We start from the raw sequence: 21643 nt of genomic DNA on the forward strand, positions 1-21643 counted from the left end.
GATGGCCAGGGCGCAGGGCTTGCGCGGCCCTCGACAATCCGGGCGGACGCCCCACCCTCACCGTGAAGCGGAGTTCAGCGAGAGGCGCCGATGACCCATCCAGCGATCGAACCCGGCCGTGCGGCCGTCGTCACCGGCGCCGCGAGCGGCATCGGGCTCGCGGCGGCGAAGGCCTTCGCCCGGGCCGGCATGAACGTCTGGCTCGCCGACCTTCCCGGCGAGGCGCTCGAATCCTCCCGCGCCGAGGTGGCGAAGCTCGCAGCAGTGGAGGTCCGCGCCGTTGCCCTCGACGTCGGGGATCGCGCGGCGATGGAGGCGTTCGCGCAGGCGGTCGCCGCGAGCGGACCGCCGGCGGTGGTGATGCTGAACGCCGGCATCGAGGCGGGCGGCAAGCTGTTCTCCGACGCCGACACCTGGCGCCGGATCCTCGACACCAACCTGTGGGGGGTGATCAACGGCATCCACGCCTTCGCGGCGGGGATGATCGCGGGGGGCAAGCCCGGCGCCGTCATCGTCACCGGCTCGAAGCAGGGCATCACCACGCCGCCGGGCAACACGCCCTACAACGTCTCGAAGGCGGGGGTGAAGGCGGCGACCGAGGCGCTCGCCCACGACCTGCGCGGGCGGGACGGCTGCCGCACCACGGCGCACCTGCTGATCCCGGGCTTCGTCTACACCGGGCTGACCAAGGCCCGCGGCGTCGCCGAGAAGCCGCCCGGCGCCTGGACGCCGGAGGAGACCGTGACCTTCCTGCTCGGTCGGATGGAAGAGGGCGACTTCTACGTCCTGTGCCCCGACAACGAGACCACCCGCGCCCAGGACGAGCGCCGGATCGCGTGGGCGGCCGGCGACATCATCGAGAACCGCCCGGCGCTCTCACGCTGGCACCCGGATCATGCGGAAGCGTTCCAGCGGGCGATGGAGGGGTAGGCGCGCGAAGACGCGACCCGGCGTCGGATCGTCCACGACGAAAGCCCGGTGCGGGGCCGCACCGGGCTTTCGCTCGCTTCAAGCACGCTCAGCGCCGAGACCTGACTCGGCCGTCAGGCCGGGATGGCGGCGGCGAGCGCCGCGCTCGGGGGAGTCTTCGGGCGCGGCATCACGCCGACCGGGCACGGCGGCGGGTCGTCGTCGTCGTCGCGCCGCCTCGGGCGGACGTAGCGATGCAGGTCCGTGAGACGCCGCAGGCGGCGCGGTGCCGCGCGTGTCGCCGGAGGCCCCGTCCGCCGGACCTCCCGGTCGAGCTCGCCGAGCGCCGCGAGCACCGCGTCGATCGAGACCGGCTCGGCCCGGCTGCCGACGAGGCACCGCATGCCCGGCGCTCCTTCGAGCACGCAGGCATCCGACGCCCAGGATGCCAGGATCGCGCGCTTGTCCGCCGGCGAGAGCATCGGATGGGACAGGACCGCGCGCGGGTGGCGAAACACGTCGCCGGGGGCGACGAGCGCCTGCCAAGCCTCGAACGAGGCCGGATGCGCGCCGCCGGACTGGTGCGCGCCGACGGGGGGCAGGCCGGGGCCGACGCCCACGTTCATGTCAGGGCTGGTGGCCCGGGAGTGGAAAAGGTGCGTCTGCATCATCGACGATCCTCCTTCCTGAATACGGGTTTGCTTCCTGTTACGGGTTGGATGGGCGATAGGGGTCGTCATACCCCCGCGGGCCCGGCGAGGCTCGCGGGGGGCTCGGTTCGCGGTCGGGCAGGGCCCTGGTTCAGGCCCCGCCCACGCTGCCGCCTCAGGCGGCCTTGCGCGTGGACTCGATCCGCGGCGCGTTGTCTTGGCCGGCGGACTCGTGCCCCACGGCCTGGCTCACGGCGTCCTGCGACCCGCCGATCGGGATGCGCCGCGGCTTGAGCGCCTCGGGCACCTCGCGCTTGAGGCTGACGGTCAGCAGGCCGTTCTCCAGGCTCGCGCCGACGACCTTCACGTGGTCGGCCAGGTTGAAGGTCTGGCGGAACGTGCGGGCGGCGATGCCGCGATGCAGGACCTGGCGCGCGTTTTCGGAGGTGGTCTTCTGGCCTGTCACCAGAAGGCTGGAATCGTGCTGCGTCAGCTCAATCTCGTCGGGCGCGAAGCCGGCGACGGCCATGGAGATGCGGTATTCGTCGTCCGCCACCCGCTCGATGTCGTAGGGCGGCCAGGTCGACGAGGCCTCGGCCTGCGTGGCCTGGTCCAGCATCGAAAACAGTCGGTCGAAGCCGACCGTGGAACGGTAGAGCGGTGCAAAATCGAGGGTCCTCATGACCACATCCTCCTTGGAGCAACGTGATGACAAGGGTCGCCGGATGCCTTGACCCGGCGCCCGTGGCGCGAGCCGTCGTTGGGCCTCGCGCGTGAGTAACGACCGGCGCATGATCCGGTTCCCAAAAAATTCGCGTTTCTCGAAATCAGGTCGCCGCGTCGTGCGGGACGGGCCTCTCCGATTGAATCTGGGCGGCGTGCCAAAACCCCTTCCCGATCCTCGCAGGCGACGCCACATCCGTTTATGTTCGATTCGAACGATCAGGAGAGCTTGCCGTGTACACTGTGAAGGCGAACGACCATGCGGGCCGGCCCGCGACGTTCGCGTGCGGCACCGCCGACCAGGCCCTTGAGAAGACCTGGGAACTGGCTCGGCGCGGCTTCAAGGACATCGTGGTGACCGATCCGAAGGGCCACGCCTCGAACGCTGCCGCGTTCGAGCGCTCGCTCGACCTGGCCTGAGGCGGGCGCCGGCTCGGATGGCCCACCACCACGACGACCACGATCACAGCGAGCTGTCCCCCGTCGAGGCGCGGGTGCGGGCGCTCGAATCGATCCTCGTGCAGAAGGGCTACGTCGAGCCGGCGGCGCTCGATGCGCTGGTCGAGCGCTACGAGACGCAGGTCGGCCCCCATCTCGGGGCGCAGGTGGTGGCCCGTGCCTGGGTCGATCCGGCCTATCGCGAACGGCTCCTGGCCGACGCCACCCCGGCCATCGCCGAACTCGGCATCGGTGGGCGCGGCGGCGAGCACATGGTGGTGGTCGAGAACACGCCCGAGGAGCACAACCTCGTCGTCTGCACCCTGTGCTCCTGCTACCCCTGGCCGGTGCTCGGCCTGCCGCCGGTCTGGTACAAGGCGCCGCCCTACCGCGCCCGCGCCGTGATCGACCCGCGCGGCGTGCTCGCCGCGTTCGGGGTGCGCCTGCCCCAGGCGACGCGGATCACCGTGTGGGATTCCACCGCCGAGCTGCGCTACATGGTGCTGCCGATGCGGCCGGCCGGGACCGAGGCCCTCGACGAGCGCGGGCTCGCAGCCCTGGTCACCCGCGACGCGATGATCGGCACCGGGCTGCCGGGCGCACCCGCAAGTGTTCCCACAAGTGTGCCAGCATGAACGGCGCCCAGGATCTCGGCGGCATGCACGGGCTCGGCCCGGTGATGCCAGAACCCGACGAGCCGGTGTTCCACGCAGCTTGGGAAAGCCGTGTCTTCGCGTTGGCCATGGCGATGGGCTTCACCGGCGCCTGGACGCTGGACGGCAGCCGCGCCGCCCGCGAGGCGATGCCGCCGGCCGACTACCTGCGGTCGAGCTACTACGCGATCTGGCTCGACGCGCTGGAGCGCCAGCTCGCCGCCCACGGCCTCGCGCGGCCCGACGAGATCGCCCGCGGCGTTCCTGACCCGGACCCGGACCCGGCGCCGGTGGCCCGGGTCCTCACCGCCGACATCCTGGAGCCGCGCTACCGCGCCGGCTTCCCGAGCGACCGGCCCGCCCCGGCGCCGGCGCGCTTCGCGGTCGGCGACGCGGTGACGATGCGCAACATCCACCCGCCGACCCACACCCGCCTGCCGCGCTACGTGCGGGCCAAGCGGGGCACGGTGCTGCGCGTCCACGGCACCTTCGTCCTGCCCGACACCAACGCCTACGGGGAGGGCGAGAACCCGGACTGGCTCTACACCGTGGCCTTCCCGTCGAGCGAGCTCTGGGGCGAGGACGCCGACCCGAACGGGCGTGTCACCGTCGCGGTGTTCGAGCACTACATCGCGGGCGGCCGCACGTGAGTGTGCCTGCCTCCCCATTCTCGGCGCCGTGGGAGGCGCAGGTCTTCGCGATGGTGGTGTCGCTACAGGAATCGGGGCTGTTCACCTGGGCCGAGTGGGCCGACACCCTCGGCGCCGCGATCCGCCCCGCAGACGGCCCCGAGGCGCCGGCCAATTACGGCCGCTGGCTCGCCGCCCTGGAGATTATCCTCGCCGCCCGCGGCATCGCCGACGCCGACACTCTCGACGCCCGCCGCGACGCCTTCCTCCGCGCGGCGGAGGCGACCCCGCACGGCCTGCCGATCGCGCTGGAGAACGATCCGCTGTTCCGGCGATGAATGACGCGTCAGCCGACACGACGCCGGATCGCCGACCGCGCGATGCGTCCGATGTAGGCGTGGGTCCCCTCTCCAGAGCGGGAGAGGGACAGGGTGAGGGATGAGAACTTTCCGGAGAGGTCACGCCCCTCACCCCGACCCTCTCCCTATGGGAGAGGGAGCTCGCGGTGCCGCCCTCGACACGGCGTGCGATGTCGGCCCGATGACCCGCCGCAGCCTCCTCGCCGGCGCCGCGGGCCTTCTCGCCGCGCCGGCCCGCGCCGCGAACGATCCGTTCGGGCCGATGGGCCGGCCGTCCTGGGCGGCCGACAGCCTGCAGGCGGCCGCCGCCCGCACCGGGCTGACCTATGGCGCCGAGGTGCCCGGCTTCCGCTTCGCGCGCGACCCTGCCTACCGGCAGGCGGTGGCACGGGAGGCCGGGATGCTGGTCTGCGGCACCGAGATGAAGATGGAGGTGGTGCGGCCCGAGCCGGGGAAGACAGACTTCGCGCAGGCCGACGCCCTGGTTCGCTTCGCCCGCAGCAACGGCCAGCGGATGCGCGGGCATACCCTGGTCTGGCACGAGGCGCTGCCGCCTTGGGTGCGCCCGCTGCTGGCCCGGGCCACCGCCCCCCAGGCGGAGGATTTTTTGCGCCGCTGGATCGAGACCGTGGCCGGCCGCTACCGCGGGCAGATCGCCTCCTGGGACGTGGTCAACGAGGTGCTGTCGCAGGACGGCGGCGGCCCGGAGGGATTGCGCGAGAGCCCGTGGCTGACGGCGCTCGGCCCCGGTTACGTCGATCTCGCCTTCCGCATCCTGCACGAGGTCGACCCGAAGGCGGCCGGGTGCTGGAACGAGGACGCGGTCGAGCAGGGCGTGCCGTGGATGGAGGCGCGCCGCATCCGCGTGCTCAAGCGTCTGGAGGGCATGCTGGCGCGCGGCGTGCCGATCCGCCGCTTCGGCCTGCAATCGCACATCACCAGCACGGTGCCGATCGACCAGGGCCAGCTCCGTCGCTTCCTCCGGGAGATCGGGGCGATGGGGCTCGGCATCGAGATCACCGAGTTCGACATCGACGACCGGGCGTTCCCTGCCGACGTCGCCACCCGCGATCGCAAGGTCGCCGACCTCGCGAAATCCTACCTCGAGGTGGTGGCGGCCGAGCCCGCCGTGCTGAACGTGATGTCCTGGGACCTCTACGACCCCGACACCTGGCTGAACGACCACCCCTACCGCAAGCGTCCGGACGGCCTGCCGCAGCGCGCGCTTCCGCTCGATGCGCAGTTCAAGCGCAAGCCGCTCTGGCATGCGATGAAGGCGGTGTTCGGCCAGGCGCCGGACCATTCGGCGGCGCGGGCGAAGCTGCGCTAGGCCGCGCCCGCCCTCACGCTCCGCGTGTGTTCCTGCGGCCGTGAGTCCGGTGCGGAGAGGTCGCGGGAAAATGATCGCGCCGGCCGTTTCCGAGCCGGCCGATCCGTGAAAGGTCGCGATGGCCGGTCGGGACGTTCGCGCGCGGCGGTCGAGCCGTGGGAGGCCGGGTTTGAGCGCGAGCGGCCGGATGCGGGCTCGGCAGAGGACGATCCGCGCACCCGTGGGATTCGCTGCGGGATGGATCGCGTTTTGCGTGGCCCTCGGTCCGTCGCCCGGGTGTGCCGACGACCTCGCGGCCCTGTTCGAGCCGGGCACCGTGATCTCCGTCGGGGGCTTCGCCGGGACCGGCGCGCGCTTCCAGGGCGCCCGCGCGGTCGGCCTCTGGGGGCTGCCCTACGCCTCCTTCCGCAAGGTGGACGCCCCCCGCGAATGGTTCTCGCCCGACGACGCCCTCGACGTCGCCTTGGTGGACGCCCCCGCGATCCAGGCCGGGGCCGTGCTCGATGTCCGCAGCGGCCGCTCCGTGCACGACGACCGCAGCCTCGCAGGCTTGCCGCGCCGCCCGGTCGCGGCGGCGCTCGGCCTGTTCGGCGAGGTCTGGCCGGTGGACGACGTCCTGCGGCTCCGCGCCGAGGTCACGCAGGGGCTGCGTGCCCATGACGGCGTCGTCGCCAAGCTCGGCGCCGACCTCGTCGGCACCGCCGGCCGCTTCACCTTGAGCGGCGGCCCCCGCCTCGTGCTCGGGGATGCCGCCGCGATGCGCCTCGACTTCGACGTGCCGGTGGCCTCCGCGAACGCTAACCCGCGCCTGACGCCCTATCGCGCGACCGGCGGAACCCGCTCGGCCGGCGCGATCGTGGCCCTGGCCTACGACTGGTCCGACGCGTGGCGGACGCTCGGCTCCGTCCGCTACGACCGTCTCGTCGCCTCGGCCGCCGGAAGCCCGATCGTCCGGCGCGTCGGCACGCCGAACGACGTCACGGTGTCTGTGGGGGCGATCTACTCGATTCGGACCGATCGGTGACGGGGTGCAGCGACAACCGAAGGTATAACGTGGTGTTGATACTCACGAATGCGTGAATGTTGCTGGTCGGGCACAATCGAACCCCGATCGTCGCTGACGCAACGATTCCAGGGATTATATCCAAACGTTTCTGGCTATGCCTCTTCGAAAGAGGGGGGCGGACCGTGCCACGGATACTGTTGACGGGTGCGACCGGGCTGATCGGCGGTGCGGTTCTGCACCGGGCGCTCGAAGGCGGCGACGACGCGACCTGGGTCTGCCTCGTGCGCTGCGCCGGCGTCGAGCAGGGCCGGCAGCGCATCGCGGCGCGGCTTTCCCGCTTCACCGACGCCTTCACCGCCCAGCGCCTCGCCCGCAAGGTCGAAGTGGTGCCCGGCGACTTCACTCGGGCCGACATCGACCGGGACCCGCGCCTCGACGACTGCACCCATGTGCTGCACTTGGCGGCCGACACCTCGTGGTGGGGCGACGAGCGCGTCTACCGCACCAACCACGACGGAACGCTGGCGCTGGCACGGCGCGCCCGGGCGATGCCAGACCTGCAGCGCTTTCTCCATGTGGGCACCGCGATGATCTGCGGCGCCGACGCCGACGAATTCGTCGCCGAGGACGACTACCCGGCGGCCGACGCCCGGCACATGGTCGCCTACACGGTCTCCAAGGCGGCGACCGAGACCTCGCTGGCCGAGCACTTCCCCGACCTGCCGGTCGTCGTCGCCCGCCCCTCGATCGTCGTCGGCCATGCGAGCCTCGGCGCGGGGCCGAGCTCCAGCATCCTATGGGTGCTGCGCGCCGCAGACGCCCTGCGCATGCTGCCCTGCGCGCCGGAGAGCCACGTCGACGTCGTCCCGGCCGACTGGGTCGCCGAGACCCTGATCGGGCTCCTGACCAAGCCGACGCTCGCCCACGACCTCTACCACCTCTCGGCCGGCGCCCGCGGCCGTACCACCTGGGCCGAGGTCATCGCCGCCTTCGAGGCGGCGGAGCCGAGCGACGGACGGCGCGCCTTCCGGCAGTTCGACCTCGTCGCCGACCGCGCCGTGCTGCGCCGGCGCTTCGCCGAGGTGTTCGGCCTCGACGGGTCGCTGAAGCAGGCGATGCTCCGCGCCGTCCGCGCGTACTATGCGTTCTGCGCCCTCGACGTGACCTTCGCCAACGATCGCCTGCTCGCCGAGGGCTTTGCGCCCGCGCCGACGCTGCCGGCCTACCTGCCGGTGTGCCTGGCGAACGGGGCGACGATCGTGGAGCAGTTCGCCGACGACATCGAGATGTTCGCCGTGCCGCCCCCCGCGCCCGAGGCCCGCGCCGCCGGCGACGCGCTGGCGGCCAGCGCATGAGCCCGTACCTGACGCTGGCCGTCGCGATCGGCGCCGAGATTTCCGCGACCCTCGCGCTGAAGGCCGCCGACGGCCTGACCCGGCCGATCCCCACCCTGATCGTCGCCCTCGGCTACGGCACGGCTCTCTGGCTGATGTCCTCGAGCATGGACATGCTGCCGATCGGAATCGTCTACGCGATCTGGGCCGGCGTCGGCATGGTCGGCGCCGCGATCGGCGGTGCGCTTCTGTTCGGCGAACCGGTGACGCTACCGATGATCGCCGGCATCGCCGTCATCGCCTGCGGCGTGGCGATCCTGGCGAGCGCGCGCGTCGAGGCTTGAGAAGGACTCACGCCGTCGCCAACCGCCTATCCTCCACCGCCCGCACCGGCGAGCCCGGCACGAACGCGTCGAACGCCGCCCAGAAATCCTCCCGGATCGCGTCGCGTTCGGAGAGGATCTCGTGGCGGGCGTCAGGCAGCACCAGGATGTGGCCGGCCTTGAGCCGCGCGGCGAAGCGCTGGGCCGCCGGTGTGCCGCAGACCGGGTCGGCGCCGGCCGCCACGATCAGCGTCGGGGTCGCGATGCGGGGTGGCACGCGCGGGTCGCGCAGGCGCGCCACCGCGCGGAAGGCTTCCGCCGTCCAGGCGATGGTCGGGTCGCCGACCGCGCCGGCGCCGACGGCGAGCGCGGCGGCGGCGTTGCGGGCGTAGCGCGCCGGGTCCCGCGTCAGCCGGTTGTTCGGGTAGGGCTTCGTCGCGATCGAGACCGGGCCGCCGCCGGGCACGTAGCGGCTGCCGAGGCCGAGGCGCTGCAGCAGCCGCGTCGCGCCCGAGGCGAAGGCCGGCGAGCGCACCATCTTGATCGACAGCATCGGCGCCACCGTGACGATCCGCCGGAACGGCAGCCAGCCGTCCAGCGCCCCGGTGAGCGCCACGCAGCCGCCCATGGAATGGGCGAGGCAGACGTGCGGGTCGGGCATGAACGGCACCAGCACCGCGTCGCGGATCGCCAGCAGGTCGCGACGGTAGTCGTCGAAGGTGGCGACGTGGCCCTTGTGCGGGTCGTCGACCCGACGGTCCGACGAGCCCTGGCCACGCCAGTCGAAGGCGACGACGGCGAAACCCCGGACGCGCAGGTCGCGGATGGTCTCGTAGTACTTCTCGATGAACTCGGCCCGGCCCTGCAGCAGGCAGACCGTGCCCTTGCAGGTCCGGGTCGTCGCGGACCAGCGCGCCGCCCGCAGGGTGCAGTCGTCGGATGTGCCGACCGCCATCACCGTGGCGCCGGGCGGGACCGGGTTTCCAGGCGTGTCGTGCAGGCTGAGGAGTGCGGCGTCCTGCCGCATCTGGCCCGTCGTCCGGCCGGGTCTTGAACGCACCTCGAACCCCTCCAATATCACGATCGTACCGGCCGTCAGGCGGTACGAGCCCGGTCCGGCCCACGCGGCGGACCATAGACTCAAACCAGCATGTTGCTCCACGGAGGATGTGTCTTATGCGTCAGTTCGATCTTGCTCCCCTCTACCGTTCCACCGTCGGTTTCGACCGCCTGTTCTCGGCCCTCGACCAGTTCGTGGCGACCGACGCGGTGCCGACCTACCCGCCCTACAACATCGAGCGCACCGCCGAGAACGCCTACCGCGTGACGGTGGCGGTGGCCGGCTTCACAGAGGCCGACCTGTCGATCGAGGTGCGGGAGAACGCGCTGACCGTGAAGGGCCAGCGCAAGCCTGATCCCGAGCGTCGCGCCGAGGTGCTGCACCAGGGCATCGCCGCCCGCGGCTTCGAGCGCCGGTTCCAGCTCGCCGACTACGTCCAGGTGACGGGCGCGGCGCTGGAAAACGGCCTCCTCCACGTCGACCTCGTCCGCGAGATCCCGGAGGCGAAGAAGCCGCGCCGTATCGAGATCGCCATCGGCGGCAAGACCTGCGCGCCGGCGATCGAAGGCGCAGCCTCCGAGGTTCCGGCCGAGGTCCAGAAGGCCGCCTGACCTCGGTCTGCTGACCCTGGTCGCATGACTTGAGAAGGAGCGTCCCGGCCGATGGCCGGGGCGTTTTTCTTTGCGGGGGCCGACCAGGGCGCCGGACAAGACGGGAGCGGCGCCGCACTGCCGCCCTCCCGAGCGGGCGAGGGGGGACTCGCGCCCGCTTCGGCACCGCGGGTGGTGCGTCGAAGCGTTCGAACGGCCGCCAGCGCATGCCGCACGCCCTTTTCGGGGGCGGTGGCGGACTGGGCCATCATGGCGAGGCCGAGCTGCAAAGCGAATTCACACGGGGCAGCCCAAGACGCGCGCCAACGCCTTCGCCACCACCGGATACGATCCGAGCGAAACTGAAAACGTCCTAGCGGTTTCGGTACCAGTCCCAGGCCAGGAAGGCGGGGAACGGGAGGATGATGGCGAAGAAGATCCAGTCGAACATCTGCGGCATGGTGCGGTCCTTCCCTCCCCCTCACTGCCTCCTACCGGGGGTTGCGCGGTCAAGTTCCAGTCCTGTGCTGCCGTCTGCGACAGGACATCCGGCTCGGGAGGTGTGAGACCGAGCTGCGCGAGGTGGTGGACCTCAGGTCGTCGTGTGCCGGGACGCCGGGGTCGGCCACCTACGGGGTCAGCGGTCCTCGCGCTCCCTCTACGACTCGGCCTCACGGCGAACCAGCTCGCGGCCGAGCTGAAGCAGCAGCAGGCGGATCGTCGCCCGCATCTCGGGTGTTCCGTGGGCCTCGATCAGGGCATGCGCTTCGAGGCAGACCTCGGCCATGCGGTCGAGCGTGTCCGTCGCCACCGTTGACCCCCACCTGGATTCGGGCAAAATGTTGCGCGCAATCGATGTCGCGACGCGACGCTACTATGGCCGGCAAGCCAAAGCCGCGCAACAACGTAGACGATAGAAGCGCCACAGTATGCAGAAGCCAGATATAGCCGAGGCTGAGCTGAGCAACGGGCTTATGATCGCCAAGTTGGCGAGGATCGCCGAGGCCCTGGATTGCCCGGTCACGGACTTCTTCGAGGTCGAAGCCAACGCGATGAACGAGACGGCGGCCCTGCTCGCCTCCTGGCACGCGATCTCGGATGCAGACGCGCGCCGCGAGGTGCTGTCCTACGTCCGCGCGGTGGCCGGCGGTGCGTCGCCTGCGGCCCGTCAGGATGCCGCACTTTAACGTGCGACGTTGCGACTTTTTCGGAGCCGGGTAAATTTGGGCGATGCCCGACGCACCCGATTCCGATCTTCCGACGAGCGTGATCGCCGAGTCGCGCGCGGTGATCGCGCGATCGCGAGCGGTCCGCCTGGAGGCGCAGGCCCAGCGCGAGGCAGCCCGGGTCGTGGTCGATCAAGTCCGGGCGATGATCGCCCAGTCGCAGGCGGACGGCGATGCCGGCGGCCGTACCGGTTCTGAGCGCACGCCCTGACGGATCGATCCGGCGCGGGTCGGCCCCGAACCGTCAGCGGCTCAGGAGGTGCAGGCTGAACAAGCCGTCCGGATCGAGCCAAACGTTTTTGGGCGTCCAGCCGGCCCGTCCGGCGAGCGCCTGGAACACGTCGGGCGAGTGCTTATGCGAAACGTCGGTGCGGACGCTCTCGCCGGCCGCGAAGTGGACCGCGTCCGTGCCGAGGTGCCAGGTGTCGGCGCGGGCGGCCACGAGGTGGGCCTCGACCCGCAACGGGTCGCGCAGGATGCGGATCTCGTGGCGGAAGGCGTCGCGGTCGATACCGGCATCGAGTTCGCGGTTCAGCCGCCCGATGTAGTTCAGGTGGAGCGCCGGCATCAGCCCGTCGCAGCCGCCGTAGACCCGTTGCAGCCGGTCGGCGTCCTGCGTCGGGTCAGCCCCGACCAGGAGGTGGCTCGGCCCGAGGGTGTCGCGCGCCCGTGCCAGGAAGGCCTCTGCCTCGGCCGGCGCCAGGTTGCCGATGCTGGTGCCGGGAAAGAACCCGAGCACCGGGCCGTCGGCGAGGTCGACGGGGAGCCGGATCGGCTCGGCGTAGTCGGAACAGACCGGGATCATCGCGATCTCGGGATAGTCCTGCGCCAGCGTCCGGACGGAGGTTTCGAGGTAGTCGCGCGAGATGTCGATCGCCACGTAGCGGCGCGGCCGGTCGAGGCCGTCGAGCAGCGTGCGGATCTTGCGGCTCGCGCCGCTGCCGTACTCGACGATCGTCGCCCCGGGCCCGACCAGCGTCGCGATCTCCGGCACCGCCTGCGGCAGCAGCGCCATCTCGCGCCGGGTCGGATAGTAGTCGGGATGATCGCAGATCCTGTCGAACAGGATCGAGCCGGCCTCGTCCCACAGGTACTTGCCCGGCAGTCGCTTTGGCGTCTGTCCCAGGCCGGCGAGCGTAGCGCGCAGGAACGCGTCTCGCTCGGCCGTCTCTTCCGGCGTCATCGCTGGCTCCCGCGCGTCGCGGTGAGGACGACGAGGGCGATGCGCTCCGCGTCGGCGTAGGCCGGTCCCTCGAGTTCTTCGCCGTAGGCGTCCGGGTCGAACTCGCGATACGACCAGCTCAGCCCGGCCGCCTCGCAGGCGGCGGTCGCGGCTTGGCGGAACGGATCCTCCCCCTCGACGATCGCCGAGCCGGTGAACAGCACCAAGCTGCCGCCCGGCGCGAGGCGGGCGCCGGCGGCCTCGACCACGGCGAGCGACAGGCCCTCGCCGTAGGCCCCGCCGCCGTCGCGGTAGGTTCGCCCGGCGCGGTCCAGCATGAACGGCGGGTTCGAGACGACGAGGTCGAACTCGCCTTCGACCCCCCCGAGGAGGTCGCTGCGGCACGGCACGACGCCGTGGGCGCCCGCGAGCTGCGCGTTGGTCGCAGCCGCCGCGAGCGCCGCGTCGTTGATGTCGACGAGGACGATCTCGGCCTCCGGGTTGCGCCGGGCGATCGCGATGCCGGCAGCCCCCGAGCCGCAGCCGACGTCGACCGCACGCTGGACCGCCGCCGTGCGCCCGTCGAGATGCTCGACCACGGCCGCAACGAAGCGGGCGGTGTCGGGGCCGAAGAACACCACGTCGGTGGCGTCGGGCGGGTAGGCGGAGTGGACGAACAGGCCGCCGTCCAGGCTCGAAACCCGGATCGTCGCGCGCCAGGCGTCGCCGTCGCGGGCCAGCACGCCGGCCTCGCGCATCGCCGCGAACAGGTCCGGCGGCAGCAGGTCCTCGACGAAGGGCCGGCTCCAGCCGAACACGTCGCGCAAGCTGCGCGCCCGCGCGTTGCGGGGGCGGGCGTTGACGCGGGCATGGGTGGCGGGTGTCACGGTGGTGAAGGCATAGCCGGTGGCGCGCAAACGCTCGACAAGGGCGACGAGGGCGGGGTTCGCATCGAAGCGGTCGCTCATGAAAGGGTCGCTCATGGCGTCCGGTCCGCGGCGGATGGCGATCGCCTAGTGGCGGGGGGCACCCGGAACGCCCCGCCGCGCAGGTCCGCCGCGATCGGCCCGGCCTCGCGCCGAAGCTCCACCGCACGGCGCTGGAACGGGCACGCCCAGTCGTCGGGCACTTGGCGCCCGCTGTATTGCGGCGCCTCCGAGCGCTCGCCGTGGCGGGTCAGCATCGGGTTGACCGAGCCCGCCCACGACACGTCGCGCGCTTGGATGGTCTCGCGCATCCGCTCGTAGCGCCCCTCCGCCCGCAGCCGCTCGAACTGGTCGTGCAGGTTGAACACCAGGGCCGGCGCCGCGAAGAGGCGCGCCTTCCGGCTCGCCCCGGGATGCAGGCCCACCACGAAGAACGCCTCGCCCGCAAAGCTGAGGGAGAAATGCGCGTCCTGCGGGTCGGGGGCGACGCGCGCGTCGTAGGCGTGGCCGAGGCGGCTGTCCTGATCCGACAGCGCCTGGAGCCGGTCCCACATCCGGGCCTCGAAGCCTTCTTCCGACAGGCCGCCAGGGCGATCGAAGATCACGACGAGGCTCTGGAACAGCTCCGGTCGCGCCCGGTAGCGGCAGACGAAGGCCATCAGGGCGGCGTGCATCCGGGCGTCGTCGTCGGCCGCGCCGATGTCACGCCCGATGACGAAGCGGATCTGCCCGCGCGCCAGGGCGGCCTTGGCGCCGACGCAGGGGAAGGACGGGTTCTGGATGAGGTCGCGGAAGCGCTCGGCCAGGGGATGGCCGGCATCGTCCCTCGGGAAGCCGATGTCGCTCGGAAGGTCGATACCTCTTGGGAGATCGATGTCTTTTGGGAAATCCATACGCACCTGTCACGATCGCGCCCGGGCGCGCCGCCTCCTGCGAGGCGGCTGCGTTGAATCCGTGCCGTTGAGGTCGGAGGCCGGCGGTTCGAAGCACCCATCGGGGGCTCGCCGTCGGCCTGCCGTGGAAACCTCGCCTCGAATGGCTTGTTCCGAAGACGTTTTCGCGAAGAACGAAGTTTAACGCAGGTTATGGTCGCTTCAGCTTTGGCGATCGATTGAATAACCGCGTTCCTCGGCGAGCCGCCTTTCGTCCGCCGCACTCCTGGCGATCATCGCGGACGGGCTCTTCGCGGCCAGCGCGGAGCCGGTGAGACGGCAAAGCGTCGCGGACGGGAAAGCCGGCGCCCGTGGCAGGGTTTTCGCCGAAGACGATGCGTCGATGTCGCGCAGGACGGCCGGGACCGAGGGCACGATGGACGCGCGAAACCAGATCACCCGAGCGTCGGGCCAAGCGCCTTTGGAAGCGACGGCTTCGGAAGCGGGATCGTCGGACGCGCCCCGTCCGCGCGAGATCACCCTGCGCGGGATCGTGCTCGGCGCCGCGATCACGGTCGTCTTCATCGCGGCCAACGTCTACATGGGCCTGAAGACGGGCATGACCTTCTCGTCGTCGATCCCGGCGGCGATGATCTCGATGGGATGCCTGCGCCTGCTCGGCGGCTCGAACATCCTCGAGAACAACATCGTGCAGACGCAGGCCTCCGCCGCGGGCACCCTGTGCAACGTCATCCTGATCCTGCCCGGCCTCGTACTGATCGGGCACTGGCACGGCTTTCCGTTCTGGCAGACGAGCGCGGTCTGCGGCCTCGGCGGGCTGCTGGGCGTCGCCTTCTCGATTCCTCTGCGGCGCGCGCTGGTGACGAGCGCGGGCCTGCCCTACCCGGAGGGCGTCGCCGCCGCCGAGGTGCTGCGCACCGGCGAAGGCGAAGCCGGCGCCCGGGGCCTGCGCGACCTCCTCGCAGCGGCGGCGGGCGCCGGCGCGATCGGGCTCGCGACCACCGGCTTCCGGGTGCTCGCCGACGGCGTCCATGGGACGCTCGCAGCCGGAGGCGCCGTGTTCCGCGTGGGCACCGGCTTCTCGCTGGCGCTGGTCGGCGTCGGCTACCTCGTCGGCATCGGCGCGTGCCTGGCGCTGCTCACCGGCGTGGCGATCGCCTGGGGCGTCGCCGTGCCGCTCCTGACCGCCCTCGGCCAGGGTGAGGGTGCGACGCACGCCGAGATGGCCGAGGCGGTGTGGTCGGGCCAGGTCCGGCTGATCGGGGCCGGCATCATTGCGGTCGGCGGCCTCTGGACGGTCGGGTCGCTCGCTCGTCCGGTCCTCGGCAGCGTGGCGACGGCGCTCGCCTCGGCGCGCAAGGACGGCTCGGGCCTGCCCGGCCGCGACCACCCGCGGGGCGAGCGCGACCTGCCGATCACCTGGGTCGGCGGCGCCCTGCTGGCGCTTACCGTGCCGCTGGCGTGGCTGTTCGCCAACTTCGCGTCCGGCGCCGAGCTCGGCGGAAGCCTGCCCGTGCTCGTCGTCGCCGCCACCGTGTTCGCGGTGCTGTTCGGTTTCCTGATGGCCGCCACCTGCGGCTACCTCGCCGGCCTCCTCGGCTCGTCCTCGAGCCCGATCTCCGGCATCGGCATCCTCACCGCCATGGCGGCGGCGGTGCTGCTGCCGCTGCTGATCGGCCGCTCCGCCGGCCCGGAGGGCGACCGCTTCGTCATCGCGATGGCGCTGCTCGTGGCGGCGGTCATCGTCACGATGGCCTCGATCGCCAACGACAACCTGCAGGACCTGAAGACCGGCCAGCTCGTCGACGCCACGCCGTGGCGCCAGCAGGCGGTGCTCGTGGTCGGCGTCGCGGTGGGTGCGGCCGTCGTCGCGCCGCTCCTGTCCCTGCTCTACGAGGCCTATGGCTTCGTCGGCTCGCTGCCGCGTGAAGGCATGGACGCCGCCAACGCCATGCCCGCGCCGCAGGCGGCGCTGACCTCGCAGATCGCCGCCGGCATCGTCCACGGCACCCTGCCGTGGCGGATGGTTCTGGTCGGCGCCGGGCTCGGCGCCGTGCTGGTCGCGGTCGAGGCGTGGCTGCGGCGGCGCGGGCTCACCTTCCCGGCGCTCACCGTCGGCATCGGCATGTACCTGCCGCTGTCGGTCGAGATGACCATCGCGGTGGGCGGCGTCCTCGGGTGGCTCGCCGAGCGGAGGCTGCGCCGGCGCGCCGAGGCGCAAGGGGATGACGCCGACAAGGCGACGGAGGCGGCGCGCCGCCGCGGCGTCCTGCTCGCCTCCGGCTTCCTCGTCGGCGAGAGCTTCGTTGGGGTGATCCTGGCCGTCGCCGACACCCTGGCCGGCCGCAGCGCGGCGCTCGCCCTCGTCGGCCCGGACTTCGCCTCCTACGCGACGTGGATGGGACTGGCCGTCTTCGCCAGCGGCCTCGCCGTGTTCTACCGGCTGACCGCGCGGGCGGAGCCGGACGAAGCCGTCGCGTAGGCGCGTCCTCGAAGGTCTGGCGGAGGGGGCAGATGTCGTGGGCGAGTCCCCGCCGCTGCCCAGGTGCCGCGCGAAGGATCGTTTGACGACTTGCCCTCATCCGCGACCAGATCCTGAAGCGCTTCTGCTGCGTCCTCCTCCAGCCATCCTCGCTGCATCCGAGACCTGACCCCATCGGTCGTCGGGGTCAGGACGAAAACGTCCGCTCTCGCCCAGGCTTCGTCAGCCCGCCCGCGCTCCCGTTCGGTCCGAAACCGCACAGAACCAACCCCGGCGACCGAGGTTGCACCCGCATGGGCCGCACCTTCCGATCGGCGGCCGGGAGCTTGAAGCCGATGAAAGCCCTCGTCTGGCACGGCACGACCGACATCCGTTGCGACACGGTTCCCGATCCGACCATCGAGGACGGGCGCGACGCGATCATCAAGGTCACGAGTTGCGCGATCTGCGGCTCGGACCTGCATCTCTACGACCACTTCATGCCTGGCATGAAGGCGGGCGACATCATGGGCCACGAGACCATGGGCGAGGTGGTCGAGGTCGGGAAGGACAATTCCGCGCTCAAGGTCGGCGACCGGATCGTGGTGCCCTTCACGATCACCTGCGGCCAGTGCCCGCAATGCCGGCGCGGCAACTTCTCGGTCTGCGAGCGCACCAACCGCAACAAGCCGCTTGGCGACGCCGCCTTCGGCCACACCACGGCGGGCCTGTTCGGCTACACGCACCTGACCGGCGGCTATGCCGGCGGACAGGCCGAATACCTGCGGGTGCCCTTCGCCGACTCGACGCACATCAAGGTGCCGGACGGCATCCCCGACGAGCACCTGCTGTTCCTCTCCGACATCTTCCCGACGGGGTGGCAGGGCGCGGTCCAGTGCGACATCCAGGCGGAGGACACCGTCGCGATCTGGGGCTGCGGCGCCGTCGGGCAGATGGCGATCCGCTCTGCGATCCTGCTCGGGGCCAAGCGCGTGATCGCCATCGACCGGGTGCCCGAGCGCCTCGAGATGGCGCGGGCGGGGGGCGCCGAGGTGCTCGATTACGACGCGGAGTCGAACATCGTCGCCCGGCTCAACGACATGACCGACGGACGCGGGCCGGAGAAGTGCATCGACGCCGTCGGGCTCGAAGCGCATGCGCTCGGCGCGGTCGACGCCGTCTACGACCGCGCGAAGCAGGCGATGATGCTGGAGACGGACCGCGCCCACGTCCTGCGCCAGATGATCATGGTCTGCCGGCCCGCCGGCATCCTCTCGGTGCCGGGCGTCTACGGCGGCCTGATCGACAAGTTCCCGATCGGCGCCCTGATGAACAAGGGCCTCACCGTCCGCACCGGGCAGACGCACGTGAAGCGCTGGACCGGCGACCTGCTGCGGCGGATCGAGGAAGGGCAGATCGACCCGTCCTTCGTCATCACCCATACGATCGGGCTGGAGGACGGCCCGGAGATGTATCGCACCTTCCGCGACAAGCAGGACGGCTGCATCAAGGTGGTGATCCGGCCATGAGCACGATGCGCCATCCCTACCCGACGCGCCCGGCGCCCGGTCGCGGCGCCCAGACCGGACACCAGGAACTCGCCCGCGGCCTCGGCTGGTTCTCGATCGGCCTCGGCCTCCTCGAACTCGCGGCGCCGCGGGGCCTGTGCCGCACCCTCGGCCTCGAAGGGCGCGAGACGTTGGTGCGCAGCTACGGCGTGCGCGAGGTCGCGACCGGCGTCGCCATCCTCATGAGCCACGACCCGACCCCGTGGATCCTCGGCCGCGTCGCGGGCGACGCCCTCGACCTCGCGACCCTGGCCCAGGGCTTCGACGGCGATCGCAAGCAGCGCGCCAACCTCGTCGCGGCAACCGCGGCGGTGGCCGGCGTGACCGTGCTCGATGTCGTCTGCGCCCAGGGGCTGATGGCCGACAAGCGCCTCTCCCCACCCGGCCGCTACGATTACGGCGACCGGAGCGGCTTTCCGCGCCCGCCGCGGGCGATGCGGGGCGCAGCCGCCGACTTCGAGACGCCGCCCGATTTCCGCGTCCCCGACGCGTTACGGCCATGGCGGGACGACGGCGCCGCCTGATAGCGGCAATCAGTAAATTACGGTGATTCGCCGGCAAACGACACGCGCGGTCGACGGCTGTCCGCCGGCCCGCACGGTTACCCCTCAACGGCGATCACTTCCGAAGCGAAAGGCGCAAGGCACATGGTCCAACAGGTTTCGGTCGGGGCCATCGCGCGCGTCGGCGAGGCCGCCGGGGACGGTAGCCACGCGCTCCTGCCCGATCTCGCCTATCGCCGGGTGGTGATGGTCAACGTCGTGTTCGTCGGCGCACCCGACGCGGGCGACCGCGGATGGGTGCTGGTCGACGCCGGCATCCCCGGCGGCAAGGGCCTGATCAAGGGCACGGCCGAGGCACGCTTCGGCGCCGGCGCCCGCCCGGCGGCGATCGTGCTGACGCACGGGCACTTCGACCATGTCGGCGTGCTGGAGGACCTCGCCGAAGAGTGGGACGTGCCGATCTACGCTCACGCTGCGGAGCGGCCTTATCTCGACGGCAGCGCCTCATATCCAAGCCCCGACCCCACGGTCGGCGGCGGGGCGCTCGCGCTGCTGTCGCCGCTCTACCCGACGAAACCGGTCGACGTGGGCGCACGCCTCGTCATCCTGCCGGCGGACGGGACGGTGCCGCCGATGCCGGGCTGGCGCTGGATCCACACGCCGGGCCACAGCCCGGGCCACGTCTCGCTCTGGCGCGAGGCCGACGGGTCGCTGATCGCCGGCGACGCCTTCGTGACAACGGCGCAGGAATCCATCTACGCGGTCGCGCTGCAGGAGCCCGAGTTCCACGGCCCGCCGATGTACCTGACCATCGACTGGTCCGCCGCCGCCGCCTCGGTCCGCCGCCTCGCCGCGCTCCGGCCCGAGCGCGTCGTCACAGGCCACGGCCGGCCGCTGGAAGGCGCAGAGATGCGTCGCGGCCTCGACGCCCTGGCGCAAGACTTCGAAGCCGTCGCAGTCCCGGACCACGGCCGCTACGTCGCCCACCCGGCCCAGGCCGAAGACGGCTCGGCCTATCGCGAACCGTGATCGAGCGCCCGTCTTCCCTCCCTCGAAGAGTGGGGAGGGAGGGGAAGCGGTCTTTCAACACGCGACACCGCTCCTCGCATGCGCATCCGCGAGGCCGCATGCACCCCTCAAAGGGCCGAGCGCGCAAGCAGGTAGACGACCGCCGCCGCCAGGGTGAGGGAGACGAGCTTCCAGAACAGCACCGGGTCGCGCTCCAGAAGGGCCGTCCGCCGGAGGCCGGGCAGCGACGGGTTCGGGTGGCGCAGGTCTTGGACGAAGGCGGAGAGCACCTCGTAGCGCTGGGCCGGATTGGGGTGCACCGCCTTGCGCAGGGCCGCGTCGACATAGGCGGGTAGACCGGTGCGCGCCGCGGCGAGGGAGACGTAATGCAGGCGTTGGGCGCGGGCCGCGCTGAAGGCCCGCGTCGCCTCCGCGCCGTAGGGCAGGCGTCCCGTGAGCATCTGGTAGGCGATCACGCCGAGCGAGAAGATGTCCGATTGCGGCGTGGCGGGCCGTCCCGCGAGGCATTCCGGCGCGGTGTACTGCACGGTGCCCTGCACCGTCTCGTCGATGGTCGGGTCGTCCTCGGCGAGCCCGGCGATCCGGGTAGAGCCGAAGTCGATGATCCGGACGGTGCCGGCGGCGTCGACCAGGACGTTGTGGGGCCGCAGGTCCCGATGCACCATCTCGCGCCGGTGGAAGGCGCGAAGGCCCACCGCGACCTGCTCGACGAGGCGCCGGACCTCCTCGAGCTCCGGCTCGGGATTGTCGCGCATCCACTGGGCGAGCGTCCGGCCCTCGACATAGTCCATCACCGTGTAGAGGTGGCTGCGCCGCCGGGTCCGGGGCGGGGCGCTCAGAACGTGCGGGCTGTCGATACGCCGCGCGACCCATTCCTCCATCATCAACCGCTGCAGGCCGGCCGGATCCGCATGCAGGTCCGTCGAGGGCACCTTGAGGGCGACCGTGCGCCCGGTCTCCCCGTCGACCGCCAGGTAGACGTGGCTGCGGTGGCTCGCATGCAGGGTACGCAGCACGCGGTAGCCGTCGAAGGTGGTCGGCGGGTCGAGGAGGGGGGCCGGGGGCAGGTCGTCGGCCCGGCCCGACATCTCGTCCAGCTCGCCGTCGGGGACGGCGTCGACGCGCACGATCTGGACGGTGAGGTTGTCGCCGCTGCCGTTCTCGTAGGCCCGCCGGACGATCTCCCGGGCGGCGCGATCGAGGTCGTCGCCGTGCTGCGCGATCTCGGCGACGATCGCCTCCGGCCGCACGTGCTCGTGCACCCCGTCCGTCGTCAGGACGAAGACGTCCCCACCCTCGATCACGACCGTGTGGTGGTCGATCTCCACGTGCGCGGCGGCGCCGAGGGCGCGGCCGAGGTAGGATTCCTCGGCGGAGAAGACGACGCGGTGGTCCTCGGTGAGCGCTTCGAGCGAGCGCCGCACGACCCGGGAGATGCGGGCGTCGCCGACGTGGAAGATGTGCGCGGTGCGCGACCTCAGGATCAGGGCGCTGAAGGTGGTGACGTAGCCGCGGTCGCGCGCGCCCTCGGGGTCGTGCAGCTGCCGGTTGCGCCGGGTCTCGGCATGGAGCCACGAATTCGTCGCGGCGATGACCCGGCTCGCCGCCGTCTTCACCGACCAGGTGTCCGGGGTGTCGTAATAGTCGGACAGGAAGCTCCGGACCGCCGTCTCGCTCGCGACGTGGCTGACCGGGCTGCTGCCGATTCCGTCGGCGATGGCGATCGCACCGCCCCTGAGGGCCAGCGCGGCGCGCCCGGGAACGAGCGCGCCGTGGAAGTCCTGGTTGGTCTCCTTGCGCCCGCGCTCGCTGTGCTGGCCGAGGGAGAGGGTCAGGGACGAAGGCATCGGCGGATCCCGGCGGTCGGACCC

Annotated in this window: 25 protein-coding genes; 16 read left to right on the top strand and 9 right to left on the bottom strand. The window is 71.7% G+C overall.

The window, feature by feature from the left end:
* The first annotated feature begins 90 nt into the window (after nt 1-90).
* The gene (locus FV226_RS02270) at nt 91-930 is read left to right on the top strand and encodes an SDR family NAD(P)-dependent oxidoreductase (protein WP_147761630.1); all 840 of its coding nucleotides are present in this window, start codon (nt 91-93) and stop codon (nt 928-930) included.
* 113 nt (nt 931-1043) lie between these two features.
* Here the strand turns inward: FV226_RS02270 and FV226_RS02275 are convergent, their stop codons facing one another.
* Nucleotides 1044-1580 (bottom strand): hypothetical protein, encoded by a 537-nt coding sequence (locus FV226_RS02275; RefSeq protein WP_246691463.1) that lies wholly within the window; start codon nt 1578-1580, stop codon nt 1044-1046.
* A gap of 154 nt (nt 1581-1734) precedes the next feature.
* Nucleotides 1735-2241, bottom strand: a complete 507-nt coding sequence (locus FV226_RS02280) for an Hsp20 family protein (protein WP_147751729.1) — start codon at nt 2239-2241, stop codon at nt 1735-1737.
* A gap of 275 nt (nt 2242-2516) precedes the next feature.
* Here FV226_RS02280 and FV226_RS02285 point away from each other — a divergent pair, with 275 nt between their 5' ends.
* The 8 genes from FV226_RS02285 (at nt 2517) to FV226_RS02320 (ending at nt 8375) form a co-directional block, all read left to right on the top strand.
* Nucleotides 2517-2702 carry a hypothetical protein gene (locus tag FV226_RS02285; protein ID WP_147729728.1) on the top strand — a complete coding sequence of 62 codons (186 nt, stop codon included), beginning with the start codon at nt 2517-2519 and terminating at the stop codon, nt 2700-2702.
* A 17-nt stretch (nt 2703-2719) separates the two neighbouring features.
* A complete protein-coding gene (gene nthA, locus FV226_RS02290; protein ID WP_147761631.1) occupies nt 2720-3355 on the top strand; it encodes a nitrile hydratase subunit alpha in 636 nt (211 codons plus the stop codon).
* A complete protein-coding gene (gene nthB / locus FV226_RS02295; protein WP_147761632.1) occupies nt 3352-4023 on the top strand; it encodes a nitrile hydratase subunit beta in 672 nt (223 codons plus the stop codon). Before nthA ends, nthB begins: the two co-directional genes overlap by 4 nt.
* Nucleotides 4020-4340, top strand: coding sequence for a nitrile hydratase accessory protein (locus FV226_RS02300; protein ID WP_147761633.1), 321 nt, complete (start codon nt 4020-4022; stop codon nt 4338-4340). Before nthB ends, FV226_RS02300 begins: the two co-directional genes overlap by 4 nt.
* Nucleotides 4341-4542: 202 nt before the next feature.
* Nucleotides 4543-5691, top strand: a complete 1149-nt coding sequence (locus FV226_RS02305) for an endo-1,4-beta-xylanase (protein WP_238272426.1) — start codon at nt 4543-4545, stop codon at nt 5689-5691.
* 253 nt (nt 5692-5944) lie between these two features.
* Nucleotides 5945-6715, top strand: coding sequence for a MipA/OmpV family protein (locus FV226_RS02310; protein WP_187273638.1), 771 nt, complete (start codon nt 5945-5947; stop codon nt 6713-6715).
* A gap of 179 nt (nt 6716-6894) precedes the next feature.
* Nucleotides 6895-8052, top strand: a complete 1158-nt coding sequence (locus FV226_RS02315) for an SDR family oxidoreductase (RefSeq protein WP_147761635.1) — start codon at nt 6895-6897, stop codon at nt 8050-8052.
* Nucleotides 8049-8375 carry a multidrug efflux SMR transporter gene (locus FV226_RS02320; protein ID WP_147751710.1) on the top strand — a complete coding sequence of 109 codons (327 nt, stop codon included), beginning with the start codon at nt 8049-8051 and terminating at the stop codon, nt 8373-8375. The genes FV226_RS02315 and FV226_RS02320 overlap by 4 nt, the downstream gene beginning before the upstream one ends.
* Before the next feature lie 7 nt (nt 8376-8382).
* On the opposite strand, the gene FV226_RS02325 is transcribed toward FV226_RS02320, so the two are convergent.
* On the bottom strand, nt 8383-9381 hold the full coding sequence (locus FV226_RS02325) for an alpha/beta hydrolase (RefSeq protein ID WP_147761636.1): 999 nt from the start codon (nt 9379-9381) through the stop codon (nt 8383-8385).
* 149 nt (nt 9382-9530) lie between these two features.
* Here FV226_RS02325 and FV226_RS02330 point away from each other — a divergent pair, with 149 nt between their 5' ends.
* The gene (locus FV226_RS02330; protein ID WP_147761637.1) at nt 9531-10025 is read left to right on the top strand and encodes an Hsp20 family protein; all 495 of its coding nucleotides are present in this window, start codon (nt 9531-9533) and stop codon (nt 10023-10025) included.
* 637 nt (nt 10026-10662) lie between these two features.
* Here FV226_RS02330 and FV226_RS27845 read toward each other — a convergent pair.
* Entirely contained in the window at nt 10663-10815 is a 153-nt protein-coding gene (locus FV226_RS27845) for a hypothetical protein (protein ID WP_187273639.1), read from the bottom strand.
* Nucleotides 10816-10978: 163 nt separating this feature from the next.
* Between FV226_RS27845 and FV226_RS02335 the strand changes: the two genes are divergently transcribed.
* On the top strand, nt 10979-11191 hold the full coding sequence (locus FV226_RS02335) for a hypothetical protein (protein ID WP_147761638.1): 213 nt from the start codon (nt 10979-10981) through the stop codon (nt 11189-11191).
* A gap of 43 nt (nt 11192-11234) precedes the next feature.
* On the top strand, nt 11235-11441 hold the full coding sequence (locus FV226_RS02340; RefSeq protein ID WP_147761639.1) for a hypothetical protein: 207 nt from the start codon (nt 11235-11237) through the stop codon (nt 11439-11441).
* A 33-nt stretch (nt 11442-11474) separates the two neighbouring features.
* Here the strand turns inward: FV226_RS02340 and egtD are convergent, their stop codons facing one another.
* The 4 genes from egtD to FV226_RS28440 all read right to left on the bottom strand — a co-directional run bounded on the left by egtD (nt 11475) and on the right by FV226_RS28440 (nt 14775).
* Nucleotides 11475-12413 carry an L-histidine N(alpha)-methyltransferase gene (gene egtD, locus FV226_RS02345; protein ID WP_147761640.1) on the bottom strand — a complete coding sequence of 313 codons (939 nt, stop codon included), beginning with the start codon at nt 12411-12413 and terminating at the stop codon, nt 11475-11477.
* The gene (locus FV226_RS02350; protein WP_187278695.1) at nt 12410-13375 is read right to left on the bottom strand and encodes a class I SAM-dependent methyltransferase; all 966 of its coding nucleotides are present in this window, start codon (nt 13373-13375) and stop codon (nt 12410-12412) included. Before FV226_RS02350 ends, egtD begins: the two co-directional genes overlap by 4 nt.
* Complete coding sequence (gene gntA, locus FV226_RS02355; protein WP_147761711.1) at nt 13372-14157, bottom strand: guanitoxin biosynthesis heme-dependent pre-guanitoxin N-hydroxylase GntA; 786 nt, start codon at nt 14155-14157, stop codon at nt 13372-13374. The genes FV226_RS02350 and gntA overlap by 4 nt, the downstream gene beginning before the upstream one ends.
* A 255-nt stretch (nt 14158-14412) precedes the next feature.
* Nucleotides 14413-14775 (bottom strand): hypothetical protein, encoded by a 363-nt coding sequence (locus tag FV226_RS28440; RefSeq protein WP_246685640.1) that lies wholly within the window; start codon nt 14773-14775, stop codon nt 14413-14415.
* Here FV226_RS28440 and FV226_RS02360 point away from each other — a divergent pair.
* From FV226_RS02360 to FV226_RS02375, 4 genes are all read left to right on the top strand, one after another.
* Nucleotides 14672-16693 (top strand): oligopeptide transporter, OPT family, encoded by a 2022-nt coding sequence (locus tag FV226_RS02360; RefSeq protein ID WP_246691467.1) that lies wholly within the window; start codon nt 14672-14674, stop codon nt 16691-16693. The genes FV226_RS28440 and FV226_RS02360 overlap by 104 nt on opposite strands.
* 335 nt (nt 16694-17028) lie before the next feature.
* On the top strand, nt 17029-18201 hold the full coding sequence (locus FV226_RS02365; RefSeq protein WP_147761641.1) for a zinc-dependent alcohol dehydrogenase: 1173 nt from the start codon (nt 17029-17031) through the stop codon (nt 18199-18201).
* Nucleotides 18198-18764 (top strand): cyclase dehydrase, encoded by a 567-nt coding sequence (locus FV226_RS02370; protein ID WP_246685501.1) that lies wholly within the window; start codon nt 18198-18200, stop codon nt 18762-18764. The genes FV226_RS02365 and FV226_RS02370 overlap by 4 nt, the downstream gene beginning before the upstream one ends.
* A gap of 123 nt (nt 18765-18887) precedes the next feature.
* Nucleotides 18888-19772 carry an MBL fold metallo-hydrolase gene (locus tag FV226_RS02375; RefSeq protein WP_147761642.1) on the top strand — a complete coding sequence of 295 codons (885 nt, stop codon included), beginning with the start codon at nt 18888-18890 and terminating at the stop codon, nt 19770-19772.
* Between the two features lie 107 nt (nt 19773-19879).
* On the opposite strand, the gene FV226_RS02380 is transcribed toward FV226_RS02375, so the two are convergent.
* Nucleotides 19880-21619, bottom strand: a complete 1740-nt coding sequence (locus tag FV226_RS02380; RefSeq protein ID WP_147761643.1) for a bifunctional protein-serine/threonine kinase/phosphatase — start codon at nt 21617-21619, stop codon at nt 19880-19882.
* Between the last annotated feature and the right edge of the window lie 24 nt (nt 21620-21643).

This window comes from Methylobacterium sp. WL12 (assembly GCF_008039475.1).
GTDB classification, from domain to species: Bacteria; Pseudomonadota; Alphaproteobacteria; order Rhizobiales; family Beijerinckiaceae; genus Methylobacterium; species Methylobacterium cerastii.

Coding starts and splice junctions, on each gene's coding strand:
- FV226_RS02270 (WP_147761630.1), top strand. CDS start 91: ATGACCCATCCAGCGATCGAACCCGGCCGTGCGGCCGTCGTCACCGGC.
- FV226_RS02275 (WP_246691463.1), bottom strand. CDS start 1,580: ATGATGCAGACGCACCTTTTCCACTCCCGGGCCACCAGCCCTGACATG.
- FV226_RS02280 (WP_147751729.1), bottom strand. CDS start 2,241: ATGAGGACCCTCGATTTTGCACCGCTCTACCGTTCCACGGTCGGCTTC.
- nthA (WP_147761631.1), top strand. CDS start 2,720: ATGGCCCACCACCACGACGACCACGATCACAGCGAGCTGTCCCCCGTC.
- nthB (WP_147761632.1), top strand. CDS start 3,352: ATGAACGGCGCCCAGGATCTCGGCGGCATGCACGGGCTCGGCCCGGTG.
- FV226_RS02305 (WP_238272426.1), top strand. CDS start 4,543: ATGACCCGCCGCAGCCTCCTCGCCGGCGCCGCGGGCCTTCTCGCCGCG.
- FV226_RS02320 (WP_147751710.1), top strand. CDS start 8,049: ATGAGCCCGTACCTGACGCTGGCCGTCGCGATCGGCGCCGAGATTTCC.
- FV226_RS02325 (WP_147761636.1), bottom strand. CDS start 9,381: ATGCGGCAGGACGCCGCACTCCTCAGCCTGCACGACACGCCTGGAAAC.
- FV226_RS02330 (WP_147761637.1), top strand. CDS start 9,531: ATGCGTCAGTTCGATCTTGCTCCCCTCTACCGTTCCACCGTCGGTTTC.
- FV226_RS02335 (WP_147761638.1), top strand. CDS start 10,979: ATGATCGCCAAGTTGGCGAGGATCGCCGAGGCCCTGGATTGCCCGGTC.
- FV226_RS02340 (WP_147761639.1), top strand. CDS start 11,235: ATGCCCGACGCACCCGATTCCGATCTTCCGACGAGCGTGATCGCCGAG.
- egtD (WP_147761640.1), bottom strand. CDS start 12,413: ATGACGCCGGAAGAGACGGCCGAGCGAGACGCGTTCCTGCGCGCTACG.
- FV226_RS02350 (WP_187278695.1), bottom strand. CDS start 13,375: ATGAGCGACCCTTTCATGAGCGACCGCTTCGATGCGAACCCCGCCCTC.
- FV226_RS28440 (WP_246685640.1), bottom strand. CDS start 14,775: ATGAAGACGACCGTGATCGCGGCGCCGAGCACGATCCCGCGCAGGGTG.
- FV226_RS02365 (WP_147761641.1), top strand. CDS start 17,029: ATGAAAGCCCTCGTCTGGCACGGCACGACCGACATCCGTTGCGACACG.
- FV226_RS02370 (WP_246685501.1), top strand. CDS start 18,198: ATGAGCACGATGCGCCATCCCTACCCGACGCGCCCGGCGCCCGGTCGC.
- FV226_RS02375 (WP_147761642.1), top strand. CDS start 18,888: ATGGTCCAACAGGTTTCGGTCGGGGCCATCGCGCGCGTCGGCGAGGCC.
- FV226_RS02380 (WP_147761643.1), bottom strand. CDS start 21,619: ATGCCTTCGTCCCTGACCCTCTCCCTCGGCCAGCACAGCGAGCGCGGG.